Consider the following 17,285-nt stretch of genomic DNA (forward strand, 5'->3'; position numbering starts at 1 on the left):
GATCAATGCAGCTGGTGTGACACGACATTCAGAACATGTTGGTCGGTCTGCACAGGGCACATACCCGCAAGTTTCGCACTGCGCACTTCATCAAGAATGGTTTGCAGCAACAGACCATCATGCTGCTGTTCTTTTTCCAGATCGCGCAGGAAATTGACGGTTGAATCATCATTCAGTTCTTTCGCTTCATCGGCTAACTGTGCCAACGTACTAGAACGTTGCTCGTATTCTTCCATCGTTTTTTGGAACAGTTCTTCCAGAGAGTTCAGTTTTTCACCGGGAACATCAATGGCTTTAACGATGGGGGTAGCGCCGACACTCTTCATAAAGTTAAACATGCGCATCATTTGGGTCACATTACTCTGTGCCTGGGCGCGAAGGAAAGTGGCGGTGCCGTTCAGACTCTGTTCAGAACACCAGTTACTCAGGTGAAGGTAGAGATTGGATGCGTAAAACTCGCGGTTCATTTGAGAGTTGAGTTTGAGAAGCATTCCAGCGGTTGCCATACCTAATATCCTTATATCCAGAAGTGGAGAGGTGCAAGATAAATCAAAACACCATAATTACTGTTTGCAGAATAATTCCTTTCTGCCGGTCCGAAATGTGATCGTGGAGTCAATTCTGACGATGATCTGAAATAAGAATAACGTCTGAACGGGTATAAGAAAATGCTTAAATCATCAAGTTTATATATTTTTACATTTCATTGATGAAATCAATGTAACTGCAATGAATTTTAATGATAGTGCTTTTTGTATCTTATTGATATTAATCAATGAATTTGAATTCATGATGAAGTGATGATTTTATAAAACGTTTTTTCATTTTTGCGAGATGGCTCTCATTATACGTGTTCTGTTAATTAATGAGCACAGTGATAATTAATGGCGAAATGAATGACGTGCATTTTCCACATCTTTGAGTTGCGGTTATTACACCATTTCAAAAACTCAACGCCAGGTAATGCGGCCTATTGACTGGTTAAAAAGAAGACATCCCGCATGGGTACCAAAGACAACAAGGATTTCCAGGCTAATCTTATGGATTAATCTGCTGTGCATTCGACAATTTGTCTGACAAATTGGCTTTCCCTTATGTCTTTTCCCGCTAAATTTATGCACGTTCTCACTGTAATTCTGCGATGTGATATTGCTCTCCTATGGAGAATTAATTTCTCGCTAAAACTATGTCAACACAGTCACTTATCTTTTAGTTAAAAGGTAATGCTTTGTTTTCCGATTAATTTAACGAATGTCATTCGTTTTTGCCCTACACAAAACGACACTAAAGCTGGAGAGAACCATGCACAAATTTACTAAAGCCCTGGCAGCCATTGGTCTGGCAGCCGTTATGTCACAATCCGCTATGGCGGAGAACCTGAAGCTCGGTTTCCTGGTGAAGCAACCGGAAGAGCCGTGGTTCCAGACCGAATGGAAGTTTGCCGATAAAGCCGGGAAGGATTTAGGGTTTGAGGTTATTAAGATTGCCGTGCCGGATGGCGAAAAAACATTGAACGCGATCGACAGCCTGGCTGCCAGTGGCGCAAAAGGTTTCGTTATTTGTACTCCGGACCCCAAACTCGGCTCTGCCATCGTCGCGAAAGCGCGTGGCTACGATATGAAAGTCATTGCCGTGGATGACCAGTTTGTTAACGCCAAAGGTAAGCCAATGGATACCGTTCCGCTGGTGATGATGGCGGCGACTAAAATTGGCGAACGTCAGGGTCAGGAACTGTATAAAGAGATGCAGAAACGTGGCTGGGATGTCAAAGAAAGCGCGGTGATGGCGATTACCGCCAACGAACTGGATACGGCACGTCGCCGTACAACGGGTTCTATGGATGCGCTGAAAGCGGCCGGATTCCCGGAAAAACAAATTTATCAGGTACCTACCAAATCTAACGACATCCCGGGGGCATTTGACGCTGCCAACTCAATGCTGGTTCAACATCCGGAAGTTAAACATTGGCTGATCGTCGGTATGAACGACAGCACCGTGCTGGGCGGCGTACGCGCGACGGAAGGTCAGGGCTTTAAAGCTGCCGATATCATCGGCATTGGCATTAACGGTGTGGATGCGGTGAGCGAACTGTCTAAAGCACAGGCAACCGGCTTCTACGGTTCCCTGCTGCCAAGCCCGGACGTACATGGCTATAAATCCAGCGAAATGCTTTACAACTGGGTAGCAAAAGACGTTGAACCGCCAAAATTTACCGAAGTTACCGACGTGGTGCTGATCACGCGTGACAACTTTAAAGAAGAACTGGAGAAAAAAGGTTTAGGCGGTAAGTAATTTGCCGGAAAAATTCCCCTCTGCATGATGCAGAGGGGGTGTGAACGACCAGTGATTCACGGAGACGTTATGCAACAGTCTACCCCGTATCTCTCATTTCGCGGCATCGGTAAAACGTTTCCCGGCGTTAAGGCGCTGACGGATATTAGTTTTGACTGCTATGCCGGTCAGGTTCATGCGTTGATGGGTGAAAATGGCGCAGGAAAATCAACTCTCTTAAAAATCCTCAGCGGCAACTATGCGCCAACCACGGGTTCTGTAGTGATTAATGGGCAGGAAATGTCCTTTTCCGACACGACCGCAGCACTTAATGCGGGTGTGGCGATTATTTACCAGGAACTGCATCTCGTGCCGGAAATGACCGTCGCGGAAAACATCTATCTCGGCCAGCTGCCGCATAAAGGCGGCATTGTGAATCGCTCATTGCTGAATTATGAGGCGGGTTTACAACTTAAACATCTTGGTATGGATATTGACCCGGACACGCCGCTGAAATATCTCTCCATTGGTCAGTGGCAGATGGTTGAAATCGCCAAGGCGCTGGCGCGTAACGCTAAAATTATCGCCTTTGATGAGCCAACCAGCTCCCTTTCTGCCCGCGAAATCGACAATCTTTTCCGCGTTATTCGTGAACTGCGAAAAGAGGGGCGGGTGATCTTATACGTTTCTCACCGTATGGAAGAAATATTTGCCCTCAGCGATGCCATCACTGTCTTTAAAGATGGACGTTATGTCAAAACCTTTACCGATATGCAGCAGGTTGACCACGACGCGCTGGTGCAGGCGATGGTCGGGCGCGACATTGGCGATATCTACGGCTGGCAACCTCGTAGTTATGGCGAGGAGCGCCTGCGTCTTGATGCTGTGAAAGCACCAGGCGTGCGTACGCCAATAAGTCTGGCGGTTCGCAGTGGTGAAATTGTTGGGCTGTTTGGTCTGGTAGGAGCGGGGCGTAGCGAATTAATGAAAGGCTTGTTTGGCGGGACGCAAATCACCGCCGGTCAGGTTTATATCGACCAACAGCCGATCGATATTCGTAAACCGAGCCACGCCATTGCCGCAGGCATGATGCTCTGCCCGGAAGATCGCAAAGCGGAAGGCATTATTCCCGTGCACTCCGTTCGCGACAATATCAACATCAGTGCCAGACGTAAACATGTGCTCGGCGGTTGTGTAATCAACAACGGTTGGGAAGAAAACAATGCCGATCACCACATTCGTTCGCTCAACATCAAAACGCCGGGCGCTGAGCAACTGATCATGAATCTCTCAGGCGGAAATCAGCAAAAAGCCATTCTGGGCCGCTGGTTATCGGAAGAGATGAAGGTCATTTTGCTGGATGAACCTACGCGCGGCATTGATGTTGGTGCTAAGCATGAAATTTACAACGTGATTTATGCGCTGGCGGCGCAGGGTGTGGCGGTGCTGTTTGCCTCCAGCGACTTACCTGAAGTCCTCGGCGTTGCCGACCGGATTGTGGTGATGCGGGAAGGTGAAATCGCCGGTGAATTGTTACACGAGCAGGCAGATGAGCGTCAGGCACTGAGCCTTGCGATGCCTAAAGTCAGCCAGGCAGTTGCCTGAGTAAGGAGAGTATGATGTCTTCTGTTTCTACATCGGGGTCTGGCGCACCTAAGTCGTCATTCAGCTTCGGGCGTATCTGGGATCAGTACGGCATGCTGGTGGTGTTTGCGGTGCTCTTTATCGCCTGTGCCATTTTTGTCCCAAATTTTGCCACCTTCATTAATATGAAAGGGTTGGGCCTGGCAATTTCCATGTCGGGGATGGTGGCGTGTGGCATGTTGTTCTGCCTTGCTTCCGGTGACTTTGACCTTTCTGTCGCCTCCGTAATTGCCTGTGCGGGTGTCACCACGGCGGTGGTTATCAACCTGACTGAAAGCCTGTGGATTGGCGTGGCAGCGGGGTTGCTGCTTGGCATTCTCTGTGGCCTGGTCAATGGCTTTGTTATCGCCAAACTGAAAATAAATGCTCTGATCACAACACTGGCAACGATGCAGATTGTTCGAGGTCTGGCGTACATCATTTCAGACGGTAAAGCGGTCGGTATCGAAGATGAAAGCTTCTTTGCCCTTGGTTACGCTAACTGGTTCGGTCTGCCTGCGCCAATCTGGCTCACCGTCGCGTGTCTGATTATCTTTGGTTTGTTGCTGAATAAAACCACCTTTGGTCGTAACACCCTGGCGATTGGCGGGAACGAAGAGGCTGCGCGTCTGGCGGGTGTACCGGTTGTTCGCACCAAAATTATTATCTTTGTTCTCTCTGGCCTGGTATCTGCGATAGCCGGAATTATTCTGGCTTCACGTATGACTAGTGGGCAGCCAATGACGTCGATTGGTTATGAGCTTATTGTTATCTCCGCCTGCGTTTTAGGTGGCGTTTCTCTGAAAGGTGGCATCGGAAAAATCTCATATGTGGTGGCGGGTATCTTAATTTTAGGCACCGTGGAAAACGCCATGAACCTGCTTAATATTTCTCCTTTCGCGCAGTACGTGGTTCGCGGCTTAATCCTGCTGGCAGCGGTGATCTTCGACCGTTACAAGCAAAAAGCGAAACGCACTGTCTGATGCTTTTTTCCACAACAATTTAACGTTTTTTCCCACCACAGCCAGCCGCCACAACGGTTGGCTGTTCTTCATTGCAAATGGCGACCCCCGTCACACTGTCTATACTTACATGTCTGTAAAGCGCGTTCTGCGCAAAACAATAAGAAAAGAGAAGGAGGAGAGCCGGGTGACAGAACCGTTAACCGAAACCCCTGAACTATCCGCGAAATATGCCTGGTTTTTTGATCTTGATGGAACGCTGGCGGAAATCAAACCGCATCCCGATCAGGTCGTCGTGCCTGACAATATTCTGCAAGGACTACAGCTACTGGCAACCGCAAGTGATGGTGCATTGGCATTGATATCAGGGCGCTCAATGGTGGAGCTTGACGCACTGGCAAAACCTTATCGCTTCCCGTTAGCGGGCGTGCATGGGGCGGAGCGCCGTGACATCAATGGTAAAACACATATCGTTCATCTGCCGGATGCGATTGCGCGTGATATTAGCGTGCAACTGCATACAGTCATCGCTCAGTATCCCGGCGCGGAGCTGGAGGCGAAAGGGATGGCTTTTGCGCTGCATTATCGTCAGGCTCCGCAGCATGAAGACGCATTAATGACATTAGCGCAACGTATTACTCAGATCTGGCCACAAATGGCGTTACAGCAGGGAAAGTGTGTTGTCGAGATCAAACCGAGAGGTACCAGTAAAGGTGAGGCAATTGCAGCTTTTATGCAGGAAGCTCCCTTTATCGGGCGAACGCCCGTATTTCTGGGCGATGATTTAACCGATGAATCTGGCTTCGCAGTCGTTAACCGACTGGGCGGAATGTCAGTAAAAATTGGCACAGGTGCAACTCAGGCATCATGGCGACTGGCGGGTGTGCCGGATGTCTGGAGCTGGCTTGAAATGATAACCACCGCATTACAACAAAAAAGAGAAAATAACAGGAGTGATGACTATGAGTCGTTTAGTCGTAGTATCTAACCGGATTGCACCACCAGACGAGCACGCCGCCAGTGCCGGTGGCCTTGCCGTTGGCATACTGGGGGCACTGAAAGCCGCAGGCGGACTGTGGTTTGGCTGGAGTGGTGAAACAGGGAATGAGGATCAGCCGCTAAAAAAGGTGAAAAAAGGTAACATTACGTGGGCCTCTTTTAACCTCAGCGAACAGGACCTTGACGAATACTACAACCAATTCTCCAATGCCGTTCTCTGGCCCGCTTTTCATTATCGGCTCGATCTGGTGCAATTTCAGCGTCCTGCCTGGGACGGCTATCTACGCGTAAATGCGTTGCTGGCAGATAAATTACTGCCGCTGTTGCAAGACGATGACATTATCTGGATCCACGATTATCACCTGTTGCCATTTGCGCATGAATTACGCAAACGGGGAGTGAATAATCGCATTGGTTTCTTTCTGCATATTCCTTTCCCGACACCGGAAATCTTCAACGCGCTGCCGACATATGACACCTTGCTTGAACAGCTTTGTGATTATGATTTGCTGGGTTTCCAGACAGAAAACGATCGTCTGGCGTTCCTGGATTGTCTTTCTAACCTGACCCGCGTCACGACACGTAGCGCAAAAAGCCATACAGCCTGGGGCAAAGCATTTCGAACAGAAGTCTACCCGATCGGCATTGAACCGAAAGAAATAGCCAAACAGGCTGCCGGGCCACTGCCGCCAAAACTGGCGCAACTTAAAGCGGAACTGAAAAACGTACAAAATATCTTTTCTGTCGAACGGCTGGATTATTCCAAAGGTTTGCCAGAGCGTTTTCTCGCCTATGAAGCGTTGCTGGAAAAATATCCGCAGCATCATGGTAAAATTCGTTATACCCAGATTGCACCAACGTCGCGTGGTGATGTGCAAGCCTATCAGGATATTCGTCATCAGCTCGAAAATGAAGCTGGACGAATTAATGGTAAATACGGGCAATTAGGCTGGACGCCGCTTTATTATTTGAATCAGCATTTTGACCGTAAATTACTGATGAAAATATTCCGCTACTCTGACGTGGGCTTAGTGACGCCACTGCGTGACGGGATGAACCTGGTAGCAAAAGAGTATGTTGCTGCTCAGGACCCAGCCAACCCGGGCGTTCTTGTTCTTTCGCAATTTGCGGGAGCGGCAAACGAGTTAACGTCGGCGTTAATTGTTAACCCCTACGATCGTGACGAAGTTGCAGCTGCGCTGGATCGTGCATTGACTATGTCGCTGGCGGAACGTATTTCCCGTCATGCAGAAATGCTGGACGTTATCGTGAAAAACGATATTAACCACTGGCAGGAGTGCTTCATTAGCGACCTAAAGCAGATAGTTCCGCGAAGCGCGGAAAGCCAGCAGCGCGATAAAGTTGCTACCTTTCCAAAGCTTGCGTAGGAGCGGTTAATCACCCGTAAGTGGAACTAACAGCACATCGACCTCACTTGAGGCAATCACTCTTTTCGCCGAGCAGGATGCTCGCGAAAAGAAACTGTGATTGTGATTACCGCAAATCACCAAATCGAAATGATGTTTGTGACATACTTCCAGAATATGTTCGCTTAACTCACCGTAGGCAATAAACGTCTTGTCAACGGGATACCCCGCATCCTGAATTAACTTATCAAGAAAGCTTTGCGTTTCTTCTTGCATCACGCTGCGTAAATCTTCAAGCATCGGCGCGGCTAATTGATTGTACATTTCCGGGTCGGAAGCGAGAGTAATTAAACTGATGTGTCCCTTTACTGGCCTGGCGATAGATACCGCTTTTGCCAGCAGTTGCTGACTTTCCGGTGTAACCGCAACAGCGACAAGAATATTGCTATAGCTCATAACCTGTTCCTTATTCTGTGAACTTCAGGTGACATTAAAGCTTTACTCCTAATGGAGAAACGACGCAATCCCAACTCGGTCAAACAGGTAAATATTAGTCTGATTATTAGTAAAGACAATTAATCAATCACTCCCGGTGATCATATAATTTCAAATGTAATTATAAGAAAATAGTGTACTGATTCTCCGCATTAAACAAGTGGTTAATATATGTAAAACATTTCATTAACATTAAGTTGATTGTTGCCTTTCTTTGTATTTAATTAGTTTGTTGTGCGGTAAGTGTCTGTTTAAAAATAGCTTATCTGGTATTGCATGAAAGTGATTATTTATAGCAGATGATTATTTACGGTGAGTTATTTTAACTGTGCGCAACATCCCATTTCGATTATTCCTGTTTCATTTTTGCTTGCTAGCGTAGCGAAAAACTTTTTAACAGATTGAAATACACCCAAAACAAAAGTATGACTTATACATTTATGTTAAGTAATTGAGTGTTTTGTGTGATCTGCATCACACATTATTGAAAATCGCAGCCCCCCTCCGTTGTATGTGCGTGTAGTGACGAGTACAGTTGCGTTGATTTAGGAAAAATCTTAGATTAGTGTAAAGACCCATTTCTATTTGTAAGGACATATTAAACCAAAAAGGTGGTTCTGCTTATTGCAGCTTATCGCAACTATTCTAATGCTAATTATTTTTTACCGGGGCTTCCCGGCGACATCACGGGGTGCGGTGAAACCGCATAAAAATAAAGTTGGTTATTCAGGGTGGGAATAATGCATACCTCCGAGTTGCTGAAACACATTTATGACATCAACTTGTCATATTTACTACTTGCACAGCGTTTGATTGTTCAGGACAAAGCGTCCGCTATGTTTCGTCTCGGCATAAATGAAGAAATGGCGACAACGTTAGCGGCACTGACTCTTCCGCAAATGGTTAAGCTGGCAGAAACCAATCAACTGGTTTGTCACTTCCGTTTTGACAGCCACCAGACGATTACTCAGTTGACGCAAGATTCCCGCGTTGACGATCTCCAGCAAATTCATACCGGCATCATGCTCTCAACACGCTTGCTGAATGATGTTAATCAGCCTGAAGAAGCGCTGCGCAAGAAAAGGGCCTGATCATGAGTGAAAAAAGCATTGTTCAGGAAGCGCGGGATATTCAGCTGGCAATGGAATTGATCACCCTGGGCGCTCGTTTGCAGATGCTGGAAAGCGAAACACAGTTAAGTCGCGGACGCCTGATAAAACTTTATAAAGAACTGCGCGGAAGCCCACCGCCGAAAGGCATGCTGCCATTCTCAACCGACTGGTTTATGACCTGGGAACAAAACGTTCATGCTTCGATGTTCTGTAATGCATGGCAGTTTTTACTGAAAACCGGTTTGTGTAATGGCGTCGATGCGGTGATCAAAGCCTACCGTTTATACCTTGAACAGTGCCCACAAGCAGAAGAAGGACCACTGCTGGCATTAACCCGTGCCTGGACATTGGTGCGGTTTGTTGAAAGTGGATTACTGCAACTTTCCAGCTGCAACTGCTGCGGCGGCAATTTTATTACCCACGCTCACCAGCCTGTTGGCAGCTTTGCCTGCAGCTTATGTCAACCGCCATCCCGGGCAGTAAAAAGACGTAAACTTTCCCAGAATCCTGCCGATATTATCCCACAACTGCTGGATGAACAGAGAGTACAGGCTGTTTAACTGATACGGTGAGGCGCAACATTCCAGCAGCGGTAACGACGTACCGCTGCTTTTTTTTGCCCCAATCGCGCGTTAACGCCTGACGACTGAACATCCTGTCATGGTCAACAGTGGAAGGATGATGTCGTGCTTATCTTATTAGGTTACCTGGTTGTTCTCGGTACAGTTTTCGGCGGTTATTTGATGACCGGTGGAAGCCTTGGAGCACTCTATCAACCCGCTGAACTGGTGATTATTGCCGGTGCAGGGATTGGGTCGTTTATCGTCGGCAATAATGGCAAAGCGATTAAAGGCACGCTGAAGGCGCTGCCGTTGCTGTTTCGTCGCTCCAAATACACCAAAGCAATGTATATGGATCTGCTGGCTCTGCTTTATCGGTTGATGGCGAAATCGCGGCAGATGGGGATGTTTTCGCTGGAACGTGATATTGAAAATCCCCGTGAGAGCGAGATCTTCGCCAGCTACCCACGCATCCTCGCGGATAGCGTCATGCTTGATTTTATCGTCGATTATCTGCGTCTGATTATCAGCGGTCATATGAACACCTTCGAAATCGAAGCCCTGATGGATGAAGAGATTGAGACGCACGAAAGCGAGGCAGAAGTCCCGGCGAACAGTCTGGCGCTGGTTGGGGACTCACTTCCGGCGTTTGGTATTGTCGCGGCTGTAATGGGGGTCGTTCACGCGTTAGGTTCAGCCGATCGTCCTGCCGCCGAGCTGGGTGCGCTTATCGCACATGCGATGGTGGGGACTTTCCTCGGCATTTTATTGGCTTACGGATTTATTTCCCCATTAGCGAGTGTTTTACGTCAGAAAAGCGCCGAAACCAGCAAAATGATGCAGTGCGTCAAAGTCACTCTGCTTTCTAATCTGAACGGTTACGCACCGCCTATCGCCGTTGAGTTTGGTCGCAAAACGCTCTATTCCAGCGAACGTCCGTCGTTTATTGAACTGGAAGAGCATGTGCGTGCGGTGAAAAATCCGCAACAACAGACGACAACCGAGGAAGCATGAAGAATCAAGCGCATCCGATTATTGTCGTCAAACGACGCAAAGCCAAAAGCCACGGGGCAGCACATGGATCGTGGAAGATTGCTTATGCCGACTTTATGACTGCGATGATGGCCTTTTTTCTGGTGATGTGGCTGATCTCCATCTCCAGCCCAAAAGAGCTGATTCAGATTGCGGAGTACTTCCGGACTCCACTGGCGACTGCGGTTACGGGCGGCGATCGCATTTCTAATAGTGAAAGCCCAATTCCCGGCGGTGGTGATGATTACACCCAAAGCCAGGGGGAAGTGAATAAGCAGCCGAACATCGAAGAGCTGAAAAAACGCATGGAGCAAAGTCGATTGCGGAAATTGCGGGGTGATCTCGACCAGTTGATAGAGTCCGATCCGAAACTGCGGGCGTTACGTCCCCATCTCAAAATCGATCTGGTCCAGGAAGGTCTACGTATTCAGATCATCGATAGCCAGAATCGCCCGATGTTTAGAACCGGCAGTGCCGATGTCGAACCCTATATGCGCGACATTCTGCGTGCCATTGCGCCTGTACTGAACGGTATTCCCAACCGTATTAGCCTTTCAGGTCATACCGATGATTTCCCCTACGCCAGCGGTGAGAAAGGATATAGCAACTGGGAGCTTTCTGCCGATCGGGCCAATGCATCCCGCCGCGAACTGATGGTCGGAGGGTTGGATAGCGGCAAAGTGTTACGTGTCGTCGGCATGGCGGCAACGATGCGCTTAAGCGATCGCGGACCTGATGATGCCGTCAACCGTCGCATCAGCCTGCTGGTACTGAACAAACAAGCCGAACAGGCCATTTTGCATGAAAACGCCGAAAGCCAGAATGAGCCAGTAAGCGCCCTGGAAAAACCTGAGGTTGCACCACAGGTCAGTGTTCCCACAATGCCATCAGCCGAACCGAGGTGACAGCGTGAGCATGGATATAAGCGATTTTTATCAGACATTTTTTGATGAAGCGGACGAACTGTTGGCTGATATGGAGCAGCATCTGCTGGTTTTGCAGCCGGAAGCGCCAGATGCCGAACAATTGAATGCCATCTTTCGGGCTGCCCACTCGATCAAAGGAGGGGCAGGAACTTTTGGCTTCAGCGTTTTGCAGGAAACCACGCATCTGATGGAAAACCTGCTCGATGAAGCCAGACGAGGTGAGATGCAACTCAACACCGACATTATCAATCTGTTTTTGGAAACGAAGGACATCATGCAAGAACAGCTCGACGCTTATAAACAGTCGCAAGAGCCGGATGCCGCCAGCTTCGATTATATCTGCCAGGCCTTGCGTCAACTGGCATTAGAAGCGAAAGGCGAAACGCCATCCGCAGTGACCCGATTAAGTGTGGTTGCCAAAAGTGAACCGCAAGATGAGCAGAGTCGCAGTCAGTCGCCGCGACGAATTATCCTTTCGCGCCTGAAGGCCGGCGAAGTCGACCTGCTGGAAGAAGAGCTGGGGCATCTGACAACGTTAACTGACGTGGTGAAAGGGGCGGATTCTCTCTCGGCAATATTACCGGGCGATATCGCCGAAGATGACATCACAGCGGTACTCTGTTTTGTGATTGAAGCCGATCAGATTACCTTTGAAACAGTAGAAGTCTCGCCAAAAATATCCACCCCACCAGTGCTTAAACTGGCAGCCGAACAAGCGCCAACCGGTCGCGTGGAGCGGGAAAAAACGACGCGCAGCAGTGAATCCACCAGCATCCGTGTAGCGGTAGAAAAGGTTGATCAATTAATTAACCTCGTCGGCGAGCTGGTTATCACCCAGTCCATGCTTGCCCAGCGTTCCAGCGAACTGGACCCGGTTAATCATGGTGATTTGATTACCAGCATGGGGCAGTTACAACGTAACGCCCGTGATTTGCAGGAATCAGTGATGTCGATTCGCATGATGCCGATGGAATATGTCTTTAGTCGCTATCCCCGGCTGGTGCGTGATCTGGCGGGAAAACTCGGCAAGCAGGTAGAACTGACGCTGGTGGGCAGTTCCACCGAGCTCGACAAGAGCCTGATAGAACGCATTATCGACCCGCTGACCCACCTGGTACGCAATAGCCTCGATCACGGTATTGAACTGCCAGAAAAACGGCTCGCCGCAGGTAAAAACAGCGTCGGAAATTTAATTCTGTCTGCCGAACATCAGGGCGGCAACATTTGCATTGAAGTGACCGACGATGGGGCGGGGCTAAACCGTGAGCGAATTCTGGCAAAAGCGGCCTCGCAAGGTTTGACTGTCAGCGAAAACATGAGCGACGACGAAGTCGCGATGCTGATATTTGCACCAGGCTTCTCCACGGCAGAGCAGGTCACCGACGTCTCCGGGCGCGGCGTCGGCATGGACGTCGTTAAACGTAATATCCAGGAGATGGGCGGTCATGTCGAAATCCAGTCGAAGCAGGGTACTGGCACTACGATCCGCATTTTACTGCCGCTGACGCTGGCCATCCTCGACGGCATGTCCGTACGCGTTGCGGATGAAGTTTTCATTCTGCCGCTGAATGCTGTCATGGAATCACTGCAACCCCGTGAAGCCGATCTGCATCCACTGGCCGGCGGCGAGCGGGTGCTGGAAGTGCGGGGCGAATATCTGCCCATCGTCGAACTGTGGAAAGTGTTCAACGTCGCGGGCGCGAAAACCGAAGCCACCCAGGGAATTGTGGTGATCTTACAAAGTGGCGGTCGCCGCTACGCCTTGCTGGTGGATCAATTAATTGGTCAGCACCAGGTTGTGGTTAAAAACCTTGAAAGTAACTATCGCAAAGTCCCCGGCATTTCTGCTGCGACCATTCTTGGCGACGGCAGCGTGGCACTGATTGTTGATGTCTCCGCCTTGCAGGCGATAAACCGCGAACAACGTATGGCGAACACCGCCGCCTGAATGAGTAAAAAGGTAACAATATGACCGGTATGACGAATGTAACAAAGCTGGCCAGCGAGCCGTCAGGCCAGGAATTTCTGGTATTTACCCTTGGTGATGAAGAGTACGGTATTGATATCCTGAAAGTGCAGGAGATCCGTGGCTACGATCAGGTAACACGGATTGCGAACACGCCAGCGTTTATCAAAGGCGTCACGAATCTGCGCGGGGTTATTGTGCCGATTGTTGACTTACGAATTAAGTTCAGCCAGGTGGATGTGGACTATAACGACAACACGGTAGTTATCGTCCTGAATCTCGGACAGCGGGTGGTCGGCATCGTAGTTGACGGCGTTTCAGACGTGCTTTCATTGACGGCGGAGCAAATTCGTCCGGCACCGGAATTTGCCGTGACGCTTTCAACAGAATATCTCACTGGACTGGGCGCACTGGGCGACCGTATGTTGATTCTGGTGAACATCGAAAAACTGCTGAATAGCGAAGAGATGGCGCTGTTAGATAGCGCGGCGTCAGAAGTGGCGTAATTCTCCCGATTTCCTCAATTGAAATGAACCCGATGATCTGCGCATCGGGTTTTTTATTTCAATTTCGCGGCGGGTGGCATCAGCAATAAAGTTTCCCCCCTTCTTGCCGATAACGAGATCAACTTGTTTTCAGGAAGGTGCCTTATGATTAACCGTATCCGCGTAGTCACGCTGTTGGTAATGGTGCTGGGGGTATTCGCACTGTTACAACTTATTTCCGGCAGTCTGTTTTTTTCTTCCCTTCACCATAGCCAGAAGAGCTTTGTGGTTTCCAATCAATTACGGGAACAGCAGGGCGAGCTGATGTCAACCTGGGATTTAATGCTGCAAACGCGTATTAACCTGAGTCGTTCAGCGGTGCGGATGATGATGGATTCCTCCAATCAACAAAGTAATGCCAAAGTTGAATTGCTCGATAGCGCCAGGAAAACATTGGCCCAGGCCGCGACGCATTATAAAAAATTCAAAAGCATGGCACCGTTACCTGAAATGGTCGCCACCAGTCGTAATATTGATGAAAAATATAAAAACTATCACACAGCGTTAACTGAACTGATTGATTATCTTGATTATGGCAATACTGGAGCTTATTTCGCTCAGCCAACCCAGGGAATGCAAAATGCAATGGGCGAAGCGTTTGCTCAGTACGCCCTCAGCAGTGAAAAACTGTATCGCGATATCGTCACTGACAACGCAGATGATTACCGATTTGCCCAGTGGCAACTGGCGGTTATCGCGCTGGTGGTGGTATTGATTCTGCTGGTGGCGTGGTACGGCATTCGCCGTATGTTGCTTACTCCGCTGGCAAAAATTATTGCTCACATTCGCGAAATCGCCGGTGGTAACCTGGCGAATACCCTGACCATTGACGGGCGCAGTGAAATGGGCGACCTGGCGCAGAGCGTTTCACATATGCAACGCTCTTTGACTGACACCGTCACTCATGTCCGCGAAGGTTCAGATGCCATCTATGCCGGTACCCGTGAAATTGCGGCGGGCAACACCGATCTTTCCTCCCGTACTGAACAGCAGGCATCCGCGCTGGAAGAAACTGCCGCCAGCATGGAGCAGCTCACCGCGACAGTGAAGCAAAACGCCGATAACGCCCGCCAGGCCTCGCAACTGGCGCAAAGTGCCTCCGACACCGCCCAGCACGGCGGCAAAGTGGTGGATGGCGTAGTGAAAACGATGCATGAGATCGCCGATAGTTCGAAGAAAATTGCCGACATTATCAGCGTTATCGACGGTATTGCCTTCCAGACTAATATCCTCGCGCTGAATGCCGCGGTTGAAGCCGCGCGTGCGGGTGAACAGGGCCGTGGTTTTGCCGTGGTGGCGGGTGAAGTGCGTAATCTTGCCAGTCGTAGCGCCCAGGCGGCAAAAGAGATCAAAGCCCTCATTGAAGACTCCGTCTCACGCGTTGATACCGGTTCGGTGCTGGTCGAAAGCGCCGGGGAAACAATGAACAATATCGTCAATGCTGTCACTCGCGTGACTGACATTATGGGCGAGATTGCATCGGCATCGGATGAACAGAGCCGTGGCATCGATCAAGTCGCATTGGCGGTTTCGGAAATGGATCGCGTCACGCAACAGAACGCATCGCTGGTGCAGGAATCAGCTGCCGCCGCCGCTGCGCTGGAAGAACAGGCGAGTCGTTTAACGCAAGCGGTTTCCACGTTCCGTCTGGCAGCCAGCCCACTCACCAATAAACCGCAAACACCATCCCGTCCTGCCAGTGAGCAACCACCGACACAGCCACGACTGCGAATTGCTGAACAAGATCCAAACTGGGAAACATTTTGACGAGTATTTACTAACGCGGTCATTGCCGCCTGATGGGGAGCGTTGATGTTTAATCGTATTCGAATTTCGACCACGCTGTTTTTAATTTTGATTCTCTGCGGGATCTTGCAGATTGGCAGTAACGGCATGTCTTTTTGGGCATTTCGCGACGATTTGCAACGACTGAATCAGGTCGAGCAGAGCAATCAGCAACGTGCGGCATTAGCGCAAACTCGGGCGGTAATGTTACAGGCCAGTACCGCGCTGAACAAAGCGGGCACTCTGACGGCACTTAGCTATCCGGCGGATGACATTAAAACGTTGATGACGACGGCGCGCGCCAGTCTGACGCAATCCACCACGCTGTTTAAAAGTTTTATGGCGATGACTGCGGGCAACGAGCACGTCAGGGCATTGCAAAAAGAGACGGAGAAAAGTTTTGCCCGCTGGCACAACGATCTCGAACATCAGGCGACCTGGCTTGAAAGTAATCAACTTTCGGATTTCCTCACTGCGCCGGTGCAGGGATCACAGAATGCGTTTGACGTTAACTTTGAGGCCTGGCAGCTGGAGATCAACCATGTGCTGGAAGCCGCCAGTGCGCAAAGTCAGCGTAACTATCAGATTTCGGCGCTGGTGTTTATCAGCATGATTATTGTTGCGGCAATCTACATCAGCAGTGCGCTGTGGTGGACGCGCAAGATGATTGTTCAACCACTGGCCATTATTGGTAGCCATTTTGACAGCATTGCTGCGGGTAATCTGGCGCGTCCGATTGCGGTATATGGTCGTAATGAGATCACCGCCATTTTTGCCAGCCTGAAGACCATGCAGCAGGCTTTGCGTGGGACGGTGAGTGATGTGCGTAAGGGAAGCCATGAGATGCACATTGGGATCGCGGAGATTGTCGCAGGCAATAACGATCTCTCAAGTCGTACCGAACAGCAGGCGGCATCGCTGGCACAAACGGCCGCCAGTATGGAGCAATTAACCGCCACGGTAGGGCAAAACGCCGATAACGCACGACAGGCGTCGGAACTGGCAAAAAATGCCGCGACAACGGCGCAGGCGGGCGGTGTTCAGGTCAGTACCATGACTCACACCATGCAGGAGATCGCCACCAGCTCGCAAAAAATTGGCGACATTATCAGCGTTATCGACGGAATTGCTTTCCAGACCAATATTCTGGCCCTGAATGCGGCAGTGGAAGCGGCTCGCGCCGGAGAGCAGGGGCGTGGTTTTGCGGTAGTGGCAGGTGAAGTGCGCAATCTTGCCAGCCGTAGCGCGCAGGCAGCAAAAGAGATCAAAGGGCTGATCGAAGAGTCAGTCAATCGTGTCCAGCAGGGTTCGAAACTGGTGAATAACGCCGCCGCGACCATGATCGATATTGTCAGTTCGGTGACCCGCGTGAACGACATTATGGGAGAAATTGCCTCTGCGTCGGAAGAACAACAGCGGGGGATTGAGCAGGTTGCACAGGCTGTCAGCCAGATGGATCAGGTGACTCAGCAGAACGCCTCGCTGGTAGAAGAAGCGGCGGTGGCAACGGAACAACTGGCGAATCAGGCCGACCATCTTTCGTCGCGTGTGGCGGTATTTACCCTTGAAGAACATGAAGTAGCACGACATGAGTCGGCGCAGTTACAAATTGCGCCAGTGGTATCCTGAAGTGATTGAGAAG

The 17,285-nt window shown here is 49.9% G+C and carries 15 protein-coding genes; 13 read left to right on the top strand and 2 right to left on the bottom strand.

The features are described 5' to 3' along the window. Positions 1-2 precede the first annotated feature (2 nt). Complete coding sequence (locus tag HGD79_RS01575) at positions 3-506, bottom strand: non-heme ferritin-like protein (protein WP_000179469.1); 504 nt, start codon at positions 504-506, stop codon at positions 3-5. A gap of 796 nt (positions 507-1,302) precedes the next feature. Here HGD79_RS01575 and araF point away from each other — a divergent pair. The 5 genes from araF to otsA all read left to right on the top strand — a co-directional run bounded on the left by araF (position 1,303) and on the right by otsA (position 7,243). Continuing rightward, the gene (araF, locus tag HGD79_RS01580) at positions 1,303-2,292 is read left to right on the top strand and encodes an arabinose ABC transporter substrate-binding protein AraF (RefSeq protein ID WP_000548675.1); all 990 of its coding nucleotides are present in this window, start codon (positions 1,303-1,305) and stop codon (positions 2,290-2,292) included. Between the two features lie 69 nt (positions 2,293-2,361). Further along, positions 2,362-3,876: an arabinose ABC transporter ATP-binding protein AraG gene (araG, locus tag HGD79_RS01585; protein ID WP_001187810.1), complete on the top strand. Its 1,515-nt coding sequence runs from the start codon at positions 2,362-2,364 to the stop codon at positions 3,874-3,876. Between the two features lie 14 nt (positions 3,877-3,890). Beyond that, positions 3,891-4,877, top strand: coding sequence for an arabinose ABC transporter permease AraH (araH, locus tag HGD79_RS01590; RefSeq protein WP_000100203.1), 987 nt, complete (start codon positions 3,891-3,893; stop codon positions 4,875-4,877). A 166-nt stretch (positions 4,878-5,043) separates the two neighbouring features. Further along, the gene (gene otsB, locus HGD79_RS01595) at positions 5,044-5,844 is read left to right on the top strand and encodes a trehalose-phosphatase (protein ID WP_001295645.1); all 801 of its coding nucleotides are present in this window, start codon (positions 5,044-5,046) and stop codon (positions 5,842-5,844) included. Then, positions 5,819-7,243: an alpha,alpha-trehalose-phosphate synthase gene (otsA, locus tag HGD79_RS01600; protein WP_001295646.1), complete on the top strand. Its 1,425-nt coding sequence runs from the start codon at positions 5,819-5,821 to the stop codon at positions 7,241-7,243. The genes otsB and otsA overlap by 26 nt, the downstream gene beginning before the upstream one ends. A gap of 6 nt (positions 7,244-7,249) precedes the next feature. Here otsA and uspC read toward each other — a convergent pair whose 3' ends face one another. Continuing rightward, on the bottom strand, positions 7,250-7,678 hold the full coding sequence (gene uspC / locus HGD79_RS01605; protein WP_000122426.1) for a universal stress protein UspC: 429 nt from the start codon (positions 7,676-7,678) through the stop codon (positions 7,250-7,252). 779 nt (positions 7,679-8,457) lie between these two features. On the opposite strand from uspC, the gene flhD reads away from it, so the two are divergent. From flhD to tap, 8 genes are all read left to right on the top strand, one after another. Beyond that, positions 8,458-8,808 carry a flagellar transcriptional regulator FlhD gene (gene flhD / locus HGD79_RS01610; protein WP_001295647.1) on the top strand — a complete coding sequence of 117 codons (351 nt, stop codon included), beginning with the start codon at positions 8,458-8,460 and terminating at the stop codon, positions 8,806-8,808. Positions 8,809-8,810: 2 nt separating this feature from the next. Next, complete coding sequence (gene flhC, locus HGD79_RS01615) at positions 8,811-9,389, top strand: flagellar transcriptional regulator FlhC (protein WP_001291603.1); 579 nt, start codon at positions 8,811-8,813, stop codon at positions 9,387-9,389. Between the two features lie 126 nt (positions 9,390-9,515). Continuing rightward, positions 9,516-10,403 (top strand): flagellar motor stator protein MotA, encoded by an 888-nt coding sequence (gene motA, locus HGD79_RS01620; protein ID WP_000906336.1) that lies wholly within the window; start codon positions 9,516-9,518, stop codon positions 10,401-10,403. Further along, positions 10,400-11,326: a flagellar motor protein MotB gene (gene motB, locus HGD79_RS01625; RefSeq protein ID WP_000795630.1), complete on the top strand. Its 927-nt coding sequence runs from the start codon at positions 10,400-10,402 to the stop codon at positions 11,324-11,326. Before motA ends, motB begins: the two co-directional genes overlap by 4 nt. A 4-nt stretch (positions 11,327-11,330) precedes the next feature. Beyond that, the gene (gene cheA / locus HGD79_RS01630) at positions 11,331-13,295 is read left to right on the top strand and encodes a chemotaxis protein CheA (RefSeq protein WP_001355823.1); all 1,965 of its coding nucleotides are present in this window, start codon (positions 11,331-11,333) and stop codon (positions 13,293-13,295) included. A gap of 20 nt (positions 13,296-13,315) precedes the next feature. After that, positions 13,316-13,819 carry a chemotaxis protein CheW gene (cheW, locus tag HGD79_RS01635; RefSeq protein WP_000147302.1) on the top strand — a complete coding sequence of 168 codons (504 nt, stop codon included), beginning with the start codon at positions 13,316-13,318 and terminating at the stop codon, positions 13,817-13,819. Between the two features lie 144 nt (positions 13,820-13,963). After that, entirely contained in the window at positions 13,964-15,625 is a 1,662-nt protein-coding gene (tar, locus tag HGD79_RS01640) for a methyl-accepting chemotaxis protein II (protein ID WP_168848265.1), read from the top strand. Between the two features lie 45 nt (positions 15,626-15,670). Continuing rightward, positions 15,671-17,272: a methyl-accepting chemotaxis protein IV gene (gene tap, locus HGD79_RS01645; protein ID WP_000483214.1), complete on the top strand. Its 1,602-nt coding sequence runs from the start codon at positions 15,671-15,673 to the stop codon at positions 17,270-17,272. Positions 17,273-17,285: the final 13 nt, after the last annotated feature.

It is taken from the genome of Escherichia sp. SCLE84 (assembly GCF_012584495.1).
Taxonomy (GTDB): domain Bacteria; phylum Pseudomonadota; class Gammaproteobacteria; order Enterobacterales; family Enterobacteriaceae; genus ECMA0423.

What these genes read in the sequence shown, in the direction of transcription:
- HGD79_RS01575 (WP_000179469.1), bottom strand. Translation starts at nt 506, where the DNA reads ATGGCAACCGCTGGAATGCTTCTCAAACTCAACTCTCAAATGAACCGC.
- araF (WP_000548675.1), top strand. Translation starts at nt 1,303, where the DNA reads ATGCACAAATTTACTAAAGCCCTGGCAGCCATTGGTCTGGCAGCCGTT.
- araG (WP_001187810.1), top strand. Translation starts at nt 2,362, where the DNA reads ATGCAACAGTCTACCCCGTATCTCTCATTTCGCGGCATCGGTAAAACG.
- araH (WP_000100203.1), top strand. Translation starts at nt 3,891, where the DNA reads ATGTCTTCTGTTTCTACATCGGGGTCTGGCGCACCTAAGTCGTCATTC.
- otsA (WP_001295646.1), top strand. Translation starts at nt 5,819, where the DNA reads ATGAGTCGTTTAGTCGTAGTATCTAACCGGATTGCACCACCAGACGAG.
- uspC (WP_000122426.1), bottom strand. Translation starts at nt 7,678, where the DNA reads ATGAGCTATAGCAATATTCTTGTCGCTGTTGCGGTTACACCGGAAAGT.
- flhD (WP_001295647.1), top strand. Translation starts at nt 8,458, where the DNA reads ATGCATACCTCCGAGTTGCTGAAACACATTTATGACATCAACTTGTCA.
- flhC (WP_001291603.1), top strand. Translation starts at nt 8,811, where the DNA reads ATGAGTGAAAAAAGCATTGTTCAGGAAGCGCGGGATATTCAGCTGGCA.
- motB (WP_000795630.1), top strand. Translation starts at nt 10,400, where the DNA reads ATGAAGAATCAAGCGCATCCGATTATTGTCGTCAAACGACGCAAAGCC.
- cheW (WP_000147302.1), top strand. Translation starts at nt 13,316, where the DNA reads ATGACCGGTATGACGAATGTAACAAAGCTGGCCAGCGAGCCGTCAGGC.
- tar (WP_168848265.1), top strand. Translation starts at nt 13,964, where the DNA reads ATGATTAACCGTATCCGCGTAGTCACGCTGTTGGTAATGGTGCTGGGG.
- tap (WP_000483214.1), top strand. Translation starts at nt 15,671, where the DNA reads ATGTTTAATCGTATTCGAATTTCGACCACGCTGTTTTTAATTTTGATT.